The 12,514-nt window shown below is 60.1% G+C and carries 12 protein-coding genes and 1 riboswitch; of the genes, 6 read left to right on the forward strand and 6 right to left on the reverse strand.

Features of this window, described 5'->3' with window-relative positions:
• Window positions 1-270: 270 nt before the first annotated feature.
• The 6 genes from AC1DM5_RS08295 (at window position 271) to AC1DM5_RS08320 (ending at window position 6,476) form a co-directional block, all read left to right on the forward strand.
• Entirely contained in the window at window positions 271-1,536 is a 1,266-nt protein-coding gene (locus AC1DM5_RS08295; protein WP_477974844.1) for an ABC transporter substrate-binding protein, read from the forward strand.
• 84 nt (window positions 1,537-1,620) lie between these two features.
• Entirely contained in the window at window positions 1,621-2,607 is a 987-nt protein-coding gene (locus AC1DM5_RS08300) for a carbohydrate ABC transporter permease (RefSeq protein WP_477818754.1), read from the forward strand.
• Window positions 2,607-3,437 (forward strand): carbohydrate ABC transporter permease, encoded by an 831-nt coding sequence (locus tag AC1DM5_RS08305; RefSeq protein ID WP_477818755.1) that lies wholly within the window; start codon window positions 2,607-2,609, stop codon window positions 3,435-3,437. The genes AC1DM5_RS08300 and AC1DM5_RS08305 overlap by 1 nt, the downstream gene beginning before the upstream one ends.
• A 12-nt stretch (window positions 3,438-3,449) precedes the next feature.
• Window positions 3,450-4,478: an ABC transporter ATP-binding protein gene (locus AC1DM5_RS08310; protein ID WP_477818756.1), complete on the forward strand. Its 1,029-nt coding sequence runs from the start codon at window positions 3,450-3,452 to the stop codon at window positions 4,476-4,478.
• 75 nt (window positions 4,479-4,553) lie between these two features.
• Window positions 4,554-5,339, forward strand: a complete 786-nt coding sequence (locus AC1DM5_RS08315) for a ThuA domain-containing protein (protein WP_477818757.1) — start codon at window positions 4,554-4,556, stop codon at window positions 5,337-5,339.
• A gap of 12 nt (window positions 5,340-5,351) precedes the next feature.
• Window positions 5,352-6,476 carry a Gfo/Idh/MocA family protein gene (locus AC1DM5_RS08320; protein ID WP_477818758.1) on the forward strand — a complete coding sequence of 375 codons (1,125 nt, stop codon included), beginning with the start codon at window positions 5,352-5,354 and terminating at the stop codon, window positions 6,474-6,476.
• 168 nt (window positions 6,477-6,644) lie between these two features.
• Here AC1DM5_RS08320 and ribB read toward each other — a convergent pair whose 3' ends face one another.
• From ribB to AC1DM5_RS08350, 6 genes are all read right to left on the reverse strand, one after another.
• Entirely contained in the window at window positions 6,645-7,271 is a 627-nt protein-coding gene (gene ribB / locus AC1DM5_RS08325; protein ID WP_477818759.1) for a 3,4-dihydroxy-2-butanone-4-phosphate synthase, read from the reverse strand.
• 117 nt (window positions 7,272-7,388) lie between these two features.
• Window positions 7,389-7,533, reverse strand: a riboswitch (FMN riboswitch).
• A 106-nt stretch (window positions 7,534-7,639) separates the two neighbouring features.
• On the reverse strand, window positions 7,640-8,422 hold the full coding sequence (locus tag AC1DM5_RS08330; protein WP_477818760.1) for a glucose 1-dehydrogenase: 783 nt from the start codon (window positions 8,420-8,422) through the stop codon (window positions 7,640-7,642).
• 74 nt (window positions 8,423-8,496) lie between these two features.
• The gene (tpiA, locus tag AC1DM5_RS08335) at window positions 8,497-9,234 is read right to left on the reverse strand and encodes a triose-phosphate isomerase (RefSeq protein ID WP_477818761.1); all 738 of its coding nucleotides are present in this window, start codon (window positions 9,232-9,234) and stop codon (window positions 8,497-8,499) included.
• Window positions 9,235-9,238: 4 nt separating this feature from the next.
• Complete coding sequence (locus AC1DM5_RS08340; RefSeq protein WP_477818762.1) at window positions 9,239-10,027, reverse strand: SDR family oxidoreductase; 789 nt, start codon at window positions 10,025-10,027, stop codon at window positions 9,239-9,241.
• A gap of 22 nt (window positions 10,028-10,049) precedes the next feature.
• Window positions 10,050-11,528 (reverse strand): sugar ABC transporter ATP-binding protein, encoded by a 1,479-nt coding sequence (locus tag AC1DM5_RS08345; RefSeq protein WP_477818763.1) that lies wholly within the window; start codon window positions 11,526-11,528, stop codon window positions 10,050-10,052.
• A gap of 27 nt (window positions 11,529-11,555) precedes the next feature.
• The gene (locus tag AC1DM5_RS08350; RefSeq protein ID WP_477818764.1) at window positions 11,556-12,485 is read right to left on the reverse strand and encodes a substrate-binding domain-containing protein; all 930 of its coding nucleotides are present in this window, start codon (window positions 12,483-12,485) and stop codon (window positions 11,556-11,558) included.
• Window positions 12,486-12,514 lie beyond the last annotated feature (29 nt).

Consider the following 12,514-nt stretch of genomic DNA (forward strand, 5'->3'; position numbering starts at 1 on the left):
GCCGGGCATCTATACCATCGGCCTCGCAAATTCCACATTCTATGCCGTCGATTATATTTTCTCAAATCGATTTCAATTTTATCCGCCGCCGGATAAACACCGGCGCGAATTAGGAAATCATGGCATTTGGGTTTATCATTGATTTTCAACGATATTTTGGATATATGAACAAGTATAGGTCGCAGACAAGAACCTCCCTTGACACGGTATCGAGCTTCTGACAGTTTTTCACAACCAAATCGATTTCAATTTGGTCTTTGGGAGGAGAAAATGAAGTTTCGTTTCACAGCGGCCGCCCTTGCGGCTGCGCTTATTGGCGCGTCAGTTCCGTCCTTTGCCGCCGAGATCAGCATTTCAGCGAGCTCTACCGGCAAGAACCTCGATCTATTCCGCAGGCAGCTCGATGCCTTCGAGAAAGCCACCGGCAATACGGTCAAGATCGTAACCATGCCGCCCTCATCCACTGAACAGTTTTCGCAGTATCGGCTCTGGCTCGCAGCCGGCAACACGGATGTCGATGTCTACCAGACGGATGTTATCTGGGCCCCGCAGCTGGCAGACCAGTTCGTCGACCTGAAGGATGCCACCAAGGACGTCGTCGGCGACTTTTTCTCGGCGATCGTTGCCTCCCAGACCGTGAACGGCCGCCTGGTTGCAATGCCGCTTTATACGGACGCGCCGGCCCTCTTCTACCGCAAGGATCTGCTTGAGAAATACGGCAAGCAGGCGCCGAAGACCTGGGACGAGATGGAGGCAACCGCCAAGGAAATCCAGGAGAAGGAACGCGCCGCCGGCCAGAAGGATCTCTGGGGTTACGTCTTCCAGGGCAATGCCTATGAAGGCCTGACCTGCGATGCGCTGGAATGGGTCAAGTCCTCGGGCGGTGGCCAGATCATCGAGACCGACGGAACGATTTCGATCAATAACGAGAAGGCTGCGGCAGCGCTCGATCGCGCCAAGGGCTGGATCGGCACGATTTCACCGAGCGGTGTGCTCGCCTATCAGGAGGAAGAATCCCGCGGTGTCTGGCAGACCGGCAACGCCGTCTTCATGCGTAACTGGCCCTACGCCTATGCGCTGGGCAACGGCGCCGACAGCCCGGTCAAGGGCAAGTTCGACGTGACGACACTTCCCGTTGCCGCAGAAGGCGACAAACCCTCCTCGACGCTCGGCGGCTGGTATCTCGCCGTCTCGAAATATTCGAAGAACCCGGATGCGGCGATCGAACTCGTCAAGTTCCTGACGTCGAAGGAAAGCCAAAAGCAGCGCGCCATCGAGCTTTCCAACCTGCCGACCTTGTCGGCGCTTTATGACGACAAGGACATTGCTTCTGCGCAGCCGTTCATGCCGAATTGGAAGCCGATCTTCGAAAACGCGGTGCCGCGGCCGTCGGCTGTTGCCAAGGTCAAGTATAACGAGGTTTCCGCCAAGTTCTGGACCGCCGTGCACAATACGCTCTCCGGCAGCGGTACAGCCGAAGAAAACCTAGAGCTTCTCGAAGCCGATCTGACGACGCTGCAAGGCAGCGGCTGGTAACAAATCAAGGCGGCAGCGTCGGATATCTCGTCGCTGCCGCTTCCGATAACGCCGTCGTCGATTGTCTCATGAAGCGGATATTCCATGAGTGAAGTTGCAGTCTCCCAAAATCTGAGCACAGGCGCGCGCACGAAGGCAATCGCTTCGGATCTGCGCTCGGAACGTGTCCGATCCGCCTGGATCTTCCTAGCTCCGACCCTGCTGATCCTGGCCATCGTTGCCGGCTGGCCGCTGTTCCGCACCATATATTTCAGCTTCACCAACGCGTCGCTGACGAACCTCGGCGATGCCCAGTTCGTCGGCTTCGACAATTACCTCTCCTGGGTCACCCTGAAGAGCGGCCGCACGATCTATAGAGGACTGCTGGCCGATCCCGCCTGGTGGGGCGCAGTCTGGAACACGGCAAAATTCACGCTGTTGTCGGTGACGATCGAAACCGCGCTCGGCCTCATCGTCGCCCTTGTGTTGAACGCGCAATTCGTTGGCCGCGGCATCGTGCGCGCCGCTATCCTCATTCCCTGGGCGATCCCGACCATCGTCTCCGCCAAAATGTGGGCATGGATGCTCAACGACCAGTTCGGCATCCTCAACGACATGTTTCTCAGCCTCGGGCTCATCAGCCAGAAGATCGCGTGGACCGCTGATCCTCAGACAGCGATGATCGCCGTTCTGATCGTCGACGTCTGGAAGACAACGCCTTTCATGGCGTTGCTGATCCTCGCCGCCCTGCAAATGGTTCCGGCCGATATTTACGAAGCCGCAAAGATCGACGGCATCAACCCCATCAAAGTGTTCTGGCGTCTGACCCTTCCGCTGATCCGCCCGGCAATCATGGTCGCTGTGATCTTCCGCATGCTCGATGCCATGCGCATCTTCGACCTGATCTACGTGCTGACACCGAACAACGCCCAGACCAAGACCATGTCGGTGATGGCGCGCGAAAACCTCTTCGATTTCGACAAGTTCGCCTATGGCGCAACCGCCTCCACTGTTCTCTTTCTTATCATCGCGTCCGTTACCGTGCTCTACATCTGGCTCGGCCGCGTCAATCTCGGCGGAGACGAACGCTGATGCTGCTCACAGCCACGAAGAATACACTGTTCTATCTGCTGGTCGCGGTCATCGTCATCATCGCGGTCTTCCCGTTCTATTACGCGATACTAACAAGCTTCAAAGCCGGCACCGCGCTCTTCGAGGTCACCTACTGGCCGACCTCGATCTCGCTGGAAAACTATACCGGCGTGTTGACGACCGGTAGCTTCATCCGCAGCCTCGGCAATTCGCTGCTCATTGCCTGCCTCGTGGTCGCCGCCTCTTTGCTGCTCGCCGTGACCGCATCCTACGCGCTTGCCCGCGTGCATTTCCGGGGCCGGGCACTCTTGATGCTGACCATCCTCTCGGTCTCGATGTTCCCACAGATCGCTGTGCTCGCAGGGCTATTCGAACTCGTTCGCTGGATCGGCATCTTCAACACTCCCTTCGCGCTGATCTTCTCCTATATGATCTTCACCCTGCCTTTCACGGTGTGGGTGCTGACGACCTTCATGCGGGATCTGCCGATCGAGATCGAGGAAGCGGCCATCGTCGATGGCGCCTCCCCCTGGGTCATCATCACGCAGGTGTTTATGCCGCTGATGTGGCCGGCCCTGGTCACCACCGGCCTGCTCGCCTTCATCACGGCCTGGAATGAATTTCTGTTCGCCCTGACTTTCACCTCGTCGGATGCGCAACGGACGGTGCCGGTAGCGATCGCTCTCCTTTCGGGCGGCAGTCAGTTCGAAATCCCCTGGGGCAATATCATGGCGGCATCGGTCATCGTTACCGTGCCCGTCGTCATCCTTGTTCTTATTTTTCAACGCCGGATCATTTCCGGGCTGACCGCCGGCGGCGTCAAAGGCTGAGGAAAGCGAGATATGGCACAAATTAGATTAGACAATATCCGCAAGAGCTTCGGCGCATTCGAAGTCATCAAGGGCGTTAGCATGGACATCCGCAAGGGTGAATTCATGGTCTTCGTCGGCCCGTCCGGTTGCGGCAAGTCCACCTTGCTGCGACTGATCTCGGGACTGGAGGACATAACGTCAGGCACGCTTTCCTTCGATGGTCAGCCAGTCAATCGTCTTTCCCCGTCGAAGCGCGGAATCGCCATGGTCTTCCAGTCCTACGCGCTCTATCCGCATATGACGGTCTACGAAAACATGGCCTTCGGCATGAAGCTCTCCGGCCGAACCAGGGAAGAATGCAAGGCGCGCGTCGAACAGGCAGCCGGCATGCTGCAGCTCTCACCCTATCTGGAGCGCCTGCCGCGCCAGCTTTCGGGCGGCCAACGCCAGCGCGTGGCCATTGGCCGCGCCATCGTTCGCGACCCGAAGGTCTTCCTGTTCGACGAACCATTGTCGAACCTTGATGCTGCGTTGCGCGTCGCCACAAGGCTGGAGATCGCCAAGCTTCACCGCGGCATGCATGACACGACGATGATCTATGTCACTCACGATCAGGTCGAGGCCATGACGCTTGCCGATCGCATCTGCGTTCTTCGCGATGGCGTCGTCGAACAGGTCGGAACTCCGATCGAACTCTACGAAACCCCGAACTCAATCTTCGTCGCCGGCTTCATCGGCTCGCCGAAAATGAACTTCCTCTCCGGACCGTTCGCGGCTCCCTATAATGCCCACACGATCGGGGTGCGAGCCGAACATATGGAGTTTAGAGATCAGGACCCTGCCTGGACGGGCACTGTCATCCACTCAGAAATCCTCGGCTCGGACAGCTTCGTCTATCTCGACATCGGCTCAGCCGAACCGCTCACCGTTCGAGAAACCGGCGTATCGAGCCACCAGCCCGGCCAGCAACTGGGCGTGTCGCCGGTCAAGGATCGCATTCACCGTTTCGACCAATCCGGACGCGCCCTCGAAAAGGTCCCTTTCAAGGGCGCAGCCTGACCACCAATCAAACAAACAGGATCCGACCGCTTCCCATCGGTTCCGGTCCGCCACTTGCTGTGAAGGAGCAGAAACTTGTCTATTCGCACCATCGTCTGGGGTGAGAACATCCACGAAAATACCAATGCCATTGTTCGGGAGATCTATCCGGACGGCATGCACACCACGATCGCCAAGGCGTTGAACACCGATCCGGCTATTTCCGCGACCACGGCAACGCTGCAGGAACCCGAACACGGCCTCAGCGAAGCCCGGCTTGCCGAGACCGACGTTCTGACCTGGTGGGGCCACAAGGACCATGGCGCGGTCTCCGATGTCGTCGTCGAGCGCGTCGCCAAGCGGGTGTGGGAAGGCATGGGCCTGCTCGTGCTGCATTCCGGCCATTTCTCGAAGATCTTCAAGCGGCTGATGGGCACGCCCTGTGCGCTCAAATGGCGCGAGGCGGGTGAGCGCGAGCGCCTGTGGACGATCAATCAGCGCCATCCGATCGCCGCCGGCATCAGTGAGCATTTCGAGTTGGAAAACGAAGAAATGTACGGCGAGCAGTTTTCCGTGCCGGAGCCGCTGGAAACGGTGTTCATCTCCTGGTTCCAGGGCGGCGAAGTTTTCCGGTCTGGCCTCACCTGGCGCCGTGGTGCGGGCAATATCTTCTATTTCCGCCCCGGCCACGAAACCTACCCGACCTATCACGATGCAAACGTGCAGAAGGTGCTGATCAACGGCGTGAAGTGGGCCTATAACCCGCAGGGCGACCTGAAGAGCATCACCGATGCTCCCAATGTGCCGGTAGAGAAGGCACTGGAGCCGATCGTCGAGCGCGGCCCGAGACTGCACCAGGCCGGCGAAGCCGGTTACCGCTGAGGAGACGAGCAAATGCGTCTACTCGTTCTAGGTACGGGCATGATGGCCAAAAACCAGGTTGCCAACTTCCTCGCCATCGATGGCGTCGAAGTGGTCGGTGCCGTCGACACGGATCGGACTCGGCTCGATGAATTCGCCGATCATTTCAACATCGAAAAACGCTTCAGCACGCTCGAAGAGGCGATTGTCTGGGGTGGGTTCGATGCGGCCACAAACGTCACGCCCGACCGTGTCCACCACGCAACCAGCCTGGCTTTGATCGCTGCCGGCAAGCACGTCTTCTGCGAAAAACCCTTGGCGGAAAACTATGCGCACGCCCTCGAAATGACGGAAGCAGCTGAGGCCGCCGGCGTGATCAACATGGTGAACCTCACCTATCGCAACGTCGCACCGCTGCAGCGCGCCCGCGAGATGGTGTTGGCAGGCGAACTTGGCACCATCCGCCATGTCGAGGCCTCCTATCTGCAGAGCTGGCTGGTGTCTCGCGCCTGGGGCGACTGGCGCACGGAATCGCGCTGGCTGTGGCGTCTTTCCACCGGTCACGGTTCGAACGGCGTGCTCGGCGATGTCGGCATTCATATTCTCGATTTTGCCGCCTATGGCGCTGCGACCGATATCGACCATGTCTTTGCGCGTCTCAAGACCTTCAACAAGGCGCCGGGCGGCCAGATCGGCGAATATATGCTCGATGCCAATGACAGCTTCACCATGTCGGTCGATTTCGCCAACGGCGCGCTTGGCGTCATCCATGCGACACGCTGGGCAACCGGTCATCTGAACGAGCTGAAGCTGCGCATCTATGGCGAAAAAGGCAGTCTCGAAGTCACCCATCGTCCTGACGGCTCGGATCTTCGCGGCTGCTTCGGTGACGATATTGAAAGCGCCACCTGGCGGGACATCGAGGTGCCGGCAGTGGTAACCAACTACCAGCGCTTTGCCGAAGCGGTCAGGACCGGAAAGCAGGACGATCCCACCTTCCGCCATGCCGCCAACCTGCAGAAGGTCATCGACCTCGCGATCGTATCGGAGAAAGAACGTCGGGAGTTCAATCTGCTGGCCTCCGAGAGCCTGGAAGGCATGGCCGGCCAGGAACGCAAGACGGACGATCAGGGGCCGGCGCTAGCACTCGTCGTCTAAAGGTATCGTGAAATATCGAAGGCCCGCGTGATCGGGCCTTCGTCGAGCTAACAGCTCACGCTGCTTATCCGTGCCAGAGCACGGGTGCCTCGTTGCGGACTAGACAAGCGGCACCCACGCGGATCTTGGTTCGCCGTGGCTCTTCTACGCCAGGCCAAGGCGCGCTTACTAGGCGGCCTTAACAGGCGCGCTCACGCCCCGATAGGCAATGAGATCCTCGATTGTGATCAGATGGAGGCCGTGCCGTTCGGCAAACCGCTCAAGCTCGGGCAGGCGCGCCATCGTGCCATCATCATTGGCCACTTCGCAGATGACACCCGACGGCGACAGGCCTGCAAGCCTTGCGAGGTCGACAGCCGCCTCGGTATGGCCGGGACGAGAAAGCACGCCGTTCGGATGCGCCCGCAGCGGGAAGATATGGCCGGGCCGCGCAAAATCCTCGGGGCGGGAATTCTCGGCAATGAGCGCACGAACCGTCGCGGCGCGGTCAGCGGCCGAAATTCCGGTCGTCGTTTCAGGAATATAGTCAACCGATACGGTGAAAGCGGTCTTCAAAAGTTCGGTATTGTTGGGGACCATCTGCGGGATCTGCAGTTCGTCGAGCCGCTCGCCTTCCATGGCCACACAGATGAGGCCGCGGGCATAATTCATCATGAAGGCGATCGCCTGCGGGGTGATCGCCTCGGACGCGATGACGAGGTCGCCCTCGTTTTCACGATCACGATCGTCGACGACGACCACGATCTCACCACGCGCAATCGCGGCGATCGCATCTTCGATTTTGGAAATTGCCATCTTCTCTGCCTTTCAAGGGTTAGCCGCAGCGTGCGGCATACATGGCCTGTCAAAAGCCACCATTTTCCCTTGGGCGAACAAGCATATGAAACACCGCGTGCCGAGCGGTGTCCTCTGCGTTGCTCTCTTCCATCCGGACTGTGACCGTCGGCTCCGGCATCTCACCGGATCTGCTGACCCTTCGCTTCCACGAAGGCGCTCGCGGGCTCCGAGTTGCCTCGATACCGCCGGTGGGGAATTGCACCCCGCCCTGAGAACATTACTTAGATAGATGATGAAGGCCTTGTTCTGCAAGAGGTTGGGTACAGATCTCGTCGCGGGAATTGCCTCGCAGGGGTGAAAGCACCGTTTCCTATTGCCGAACAGAGCTAGGACATGATGAGGCCGCCATCGACATTGATGGTCTGGCCGGTAATGTAGGCTGCATCGTCGCTGGCAAGGAAGGTGACCAGGCCGGCGACGTCTTCGCCGGAACCGGCGCGCTTCATCGGGATGCCTTCGACCCATTCCTTCATCAGTTCGCCGGGGCCGTAATTGCCGAGCAGCTTGCCCCATGCCTGGTCGTTATAGGCCCACATGTCAGTCTCGATGATGCCCGGGCAGAAGGCGTTGACGGTGATGCCGTCGGTCGCGACTTCCTTGGCGAGGCTCTGGGTGATGCCGACGACACCCATCTTCGAGGCGGCATAGTGCGGCGTATAGATGAAGCCGTCGCGCGCCTGGCCGGAGGCCGTGTTAATGATACGGCCGCCGCGGCCGTGCTTGCGCATGCGGGCGATCGCTTCCTGGGCGCAGAGGAACACGCCTTTGGTGTTGACGGCCATGACCTTGTCCCACTCGCCCTCGGTCATATCCTCGATGCGGGCGATGGTGATGACGCCGGCATTCTGGATGGAGACATCGACTGCGCCGAATGCCTGCTCGGCTGCGTCGTAAAGGGCCTTGACGCTTGCCTTGTCAGTGACGTCGCCAACGAAGGAAATAGCCTTGCCGCCATCGGCCTTGATCTGTTCGGCCACGCCATGCACGCTGTCTTCATTGGCCGAAACGACGAGATTGGCGCCTTCGCGCGCAAAGCGTTTGGCGATCGCAGCACCGATACCGCGGCTTGCACCGGTAATGACGACGGTCTTGTTTTCAAAACGTTGCATTCTCTCTTCCTTTCAACGGTGCCGGCGTGAGCGCGCCGATCTGCACCGGCGACACTTGTCTCCGCACTCGGAGTTCAAACGGCCGCCGAAATAATCCCAGCGAATTCCGACGCCTTCAGCGAAGCGCCGCCGACCAGCGCTCCGTCCACATTGCGAAGCCCGAATATCGCCTCTGCATTGGATGCCTTGACCGAGCCGCCATAGAGGATCTTGACCGAATGGCCATCGCTGCCCAGCCGCTCTTCGAGCATCTGCCGGATCGCCGCATGGACCTCCTCGATCTGTTCGTGGGTCGGCACCAGTCCGGTTCCGATTGCCCAGACGGGTTCATAGGCGACGACAAGATTTCGGCTGGTAGCACCCTCGGGGACAGATCCCCGCAGTTGTTCGCCGACCACTTCGATTGCCCGGCCTTCGTCGCGCTCATGGCGTGTCTCACCGACGCAGACGATCGAAATCAAGCCTGCCCGATGCGCGGCAAGCGCCTTCCCCAGCACAATCTCATCGTCCTCGCCGTTCAGGACACGGCGTTCGGAATGTCCGAGGATGACATAGCGCGCACCGAGATCTGCAAGCATTTCGGCGGAAATTTCGCCCGTGTGGGCACCCGACGACTGCGCGTGGCAATCCTGCGCGCCGATGGCGAGATCCGTATCCTTGACCCGCTCCACGGCGCGGTCGATCAGCGTGAAGGGCGGGCAGACGACGATATCGCACGTCGCACCGCCCGTTAGCCCCTTCAGCGCCTCGATCTCAGCTTGGGAGGAGACGAGACCGTTCATTTTCCAATTGCCTGCGATCAGTTTACGCATGTCATCACCAGCAGCAGAAGCCGCCGTCGACGAGCAGATCGACGCCCGTCACGAAGCTTGCGGCATTCGACAAGAGGAAGACGGCCGGACCGACCATCTCGTCGACACCAGCCATGCGCTGCATCGGCGTCTGTTCCTCGAAGAGCTTGGTCTGATGCACCATCTCCGGCCGGGTATTCATCGGCGTTGCGGTATAGCCCGGCGAAATCGTGTTGACGCGGATGCCGCGCCCGACCCATTCCATCGCCAGCGACTTCGACATATGGATCACGCCCGCCTTGGAGGCGTTGTAATGGGCCTGACTAAGACCGCGGTTGACGATGACGCCGGACATGGAGGCGATGTTGACGATGGAGCCGCGGCCGTTCTTCAGCATGGCGCGCGCTTCGGCCTGGCAGGAAAGGAAGACGCCCTTCAGGTTGATGTCCATCAGCGTCTGATACTGGTCCTCTTCCATTTCCTCGGCGGGATTGGCGTTGGCGATGCCGGCCGCATTGACGGCAAGCGACAGGGCGCCGAGATCGGCTTCGGTGCGAGCGACGGCATCCGCCAGGGACGACTTGCTGGTCACATCGGCGGCGATCTCGATCGAGCGGCGACCGACAGTCCGGATATGGCTGGCGGTATTGGCAAGACCATCGTCGCTGCGGCGGTCGAGAAGCGCCACGTCAGCGCCGCACTGGGCAAGACCGATGGCGATCCTTTGCCCGATGCCGCTGCCGGCGCCGGTCACGATGGCGACCTGGCCGCTGAGATCAAATAGTTTCGGTGCGTTCAGAGAGATGTCGGACACCGCTCTTCCTTTCTGTCTTTGCCTAGATTGTCGCCAGTTCCATGACCGAGACGTCGTTCGCCTCGTCACGCTTCAAAATGCCTGCCTGCTTGCCCTGAGCCAGCACGAGAATGCGGTTCGATACGCCGAGAACCTCCTCGAGGTCGGAGCTTACGACGATGACCGCGACACCCTGCTTGGCCAGGTTGACGATGATATCGTAGATGCCGGCGCGGGCTCCGACATCGATGCCGCGCGTCGGCTCGTCCAGCACCACGACCTTCGGATCGCGCATCAGCCATTTGGCGATGACGACCTTCTGCTGGTTGCCACCCGAGAGGTCGGAGGCAAACTGCTCCGCACGCCCCTTGACGCCGAATTTCGCCACCGCCTTTTCGGCGAAAACGCGCTTCACGCTCGAGGTGAGCCAGCGCCCGCCAAGCTTGTCGAGATTGGCGTAGATGATGTTTTCGCTGATCTTGTGTGCAACGACGAGCCCTTGATCCTTGCGATCTTCCGGAACCATAACGATGCCCTTGGCGATCGCATCCGCAGGGCTGCGCAGCTTCAACGCCTCGCCTTCCAGCCGGATCGAGCCGGCGCTGATTGGATCGGCACCGGAAATCGCCCGCACGAGCTCGGTGCGGCCGGCACCGACGAGGCCGGCAATGCCGAGGATCTCGCCCGCGTGAACCTCGAAACTTACATCCCGGAAGGAATCATCCGGCGACGTCAGGCCGTACACTTCGAGCACGGGGCGGCTGGTCGGCTCGGGAAGGGTCGGAAACATGCGATCGAGCGAGCGGCCGACCATGCTTTCGACGATCGTGCGCACCGGCGTCGAACTGTCGGCAAATTCATGGACGCGCTCTCCGTCGCGAAGCACGACGATGCGATCGGTGATCTTTTTGATCTCTTCCATGCGGTGGGAGATGTAGATGATGCCCACGCCCTCGGCGCGGAGCTTGCGCACCTGCTCGAACAGGGCTTCCGTCTCCGCCCCGCCAAGGGCTGCGGTCGGCTCGTCGAGGATCAGGAGTTTTGCATTGAGCGCCAGCGCCTTGGCAATCTCGATCAGCTGCTGGTTAGCGGTCGAAAGACCAGCGACCTTTCGGGTCGCGGGAATGTGCAGGTTCAGCCGTGCGAGCTGTTCCTGGGCGCGGCGGACCATCTGGGTGCGGTCGACCACGCCGTTCTTCATCGGCCATCGTCCGATGAAGACATTTTCAGCGATGGAAAGATGCGGCAGAAGCTGCAGTTCCTGATGGATCAGCACGACGCCCTTGTCGATCGCCTCGCGTGGAGCGGCTGGGGCATAAGGCTGCCCCAGCCATGTCATCGTGCCCTCGGACGGTGTGCGTGATCCGGCAATGATGCTCGACAGCGTCGACTTGCCGGCGCCGTTTTCGCCGAGAAGTGCCACCACCTCGCCGGGATAGACGTCCAGATCCACATTTTTCAGAACCTGGAGCGGTCCGTAGCGCTTGGATATGCCCCTCAGGGAAAGAACCGGCTCGGTCACAGTACACCTCCTCGAGATTTCGACTGATTACGGATGGTTGGCGATGAAGCCTGCCACGTTTTCCTTGGTCGTCAGCGTGGCATCCATCAGCTGGACCGGCGGCACCTTTTCCTTGGCAGCGAGCTTGACCGCGTTCTCCACCGCATCCCGGCCCATCTTCTGCGTCTGCTGTGTTGCGGTCACGTCGAACACACCCTTGCTGAGGGCCTCGAGTGCAGCGGTGTCGCCATCAAAACCGCCGACCACGATCTTTTGCGATGGATTAGCGACCTTGATCGCCTGGGCCGCACCGAGCGCCAGTCCATCTGCCTGGGCAAAGACGATCGAGACATCCGAATTCGACTGGAGCATGTTCTGCATGATCTGGAAGCCCTCGTCCTGGCTCCACATGTTGGAATATTGCTCGGCGACGACGCTCACGTCCGGATAGGCCTTCAGGGATTCCTGGCACCCCTTGGTGCGGTCCAGTTCAGGCGTGGTGCCCTTCTGGCCATGGATGATGACCATCTTGCCCTTGCCGCCGGCTTCCTTGAGGATGTAGTCACAAACCGCCTTGGCGGAGGCGACGGAATCGGTCGCCAGAAAGGTATCGCCCGGAGCGCCTTCAGCATTGCGGTCGACGTTGACGACCGGAATGCCGGCCTGCTTTGCGAGCTTGACTGGCACACTGGCTGCAGCAGCGCCTGCCGGGATGTAGATCAGTGCGTCGATATCCTGGGTCAGCAGGTCCTGGATCTGGTTGACCTGGGTCGGGCCATCGCCCTTGGCGTCGACGGTGAGGACCTCGATGCCACGCTTCTTGGCTTCAGCTTCGACGGACTGCTTGATCTGGTTGAAGAAGTTTGCCTGCAAATTGGCGACGGCAAGGCCGAGCTTCTTGACTTCGGCCGCCTGGACGGATCCGAGGCTGAGGCCAAGCAGGGCGGCAGACGCGAGCAGAGTGCGCGCAAATTTCATGTCAGTTCCTCCGTTGTTAGTGAACCCTC

Source organism: Rhizobium sp. 01T437 (assembly GCF_056398505.1).

Excerpts from the sequence above, each read along its gene's own strand:
- AC1DM5_RS08305 (WP_477818755.1), top strand. The coding sequence starts at position 2,607 with ATGCTGCTCACAGCCACGAAGAATACACTGTTCTATCTGCTGGTCGCG.
- AC1DM5_RS08320 (WP_477818758.1), top strand. The coding sequence starts at position 5,352 with ATGCGTCTACTCGTTCTAGGTACGGGCATGATGGCCAAAAACCAGGTT.
- AC1DM5_RS08295 (WP_477974844.1), top strand. The coding sequence starts at position 271 with ATGAAGTTTCGTTTCACAGCGGCCGCCCTTGCGGCTGCGCTTATTGGC.
- AC1DM5_RS08350 (WP_477818764.1), bottom strand. The coding sequence starts at position 12,485 with ATGAAATTTGCGCGCACTCTGCTCGCGTCTGCCGCCCTGCTTGGCCTC.
- AC1DM5_RS08330 (WP_477818760.1), bottom strand. The coding sequence starts at position 8,422 with ATGCAACGTTTTGAAAACAAGACCGTCGTCATTACCGGTGCAAGCCGC.
- AC1DM5_RS08300 (WP_477818754.1), top strand. The coding sequence starts at position 1,621 with ATGAGTGAAGTTGCAGTCTCCCAAAATCTGAGCACAGGCGCGCGCACG.
- AC1DM5_RS08310 (WP_477818756.1), top strand. The coding sequence starts at position 3,450 with ATGGCACAAATTAGATTAGACAATATCCGCAAGAGCTTCGGCGCATTC.
- tpiA (WP_477818761.1), bottom strand. The coding sequence starts at position 9,234 with ATGCGTAAACTGATCGCAGGCAATTGGAAAATGAACGGTCTCGTCTCC.
- ribB (WP_477818759.1), bottom strand. The coding sequence starts at position 7,271 with ATGGCAATTTCCAAAATCGAAGATGCGATCGCCGCGATTGCGCGTGGT.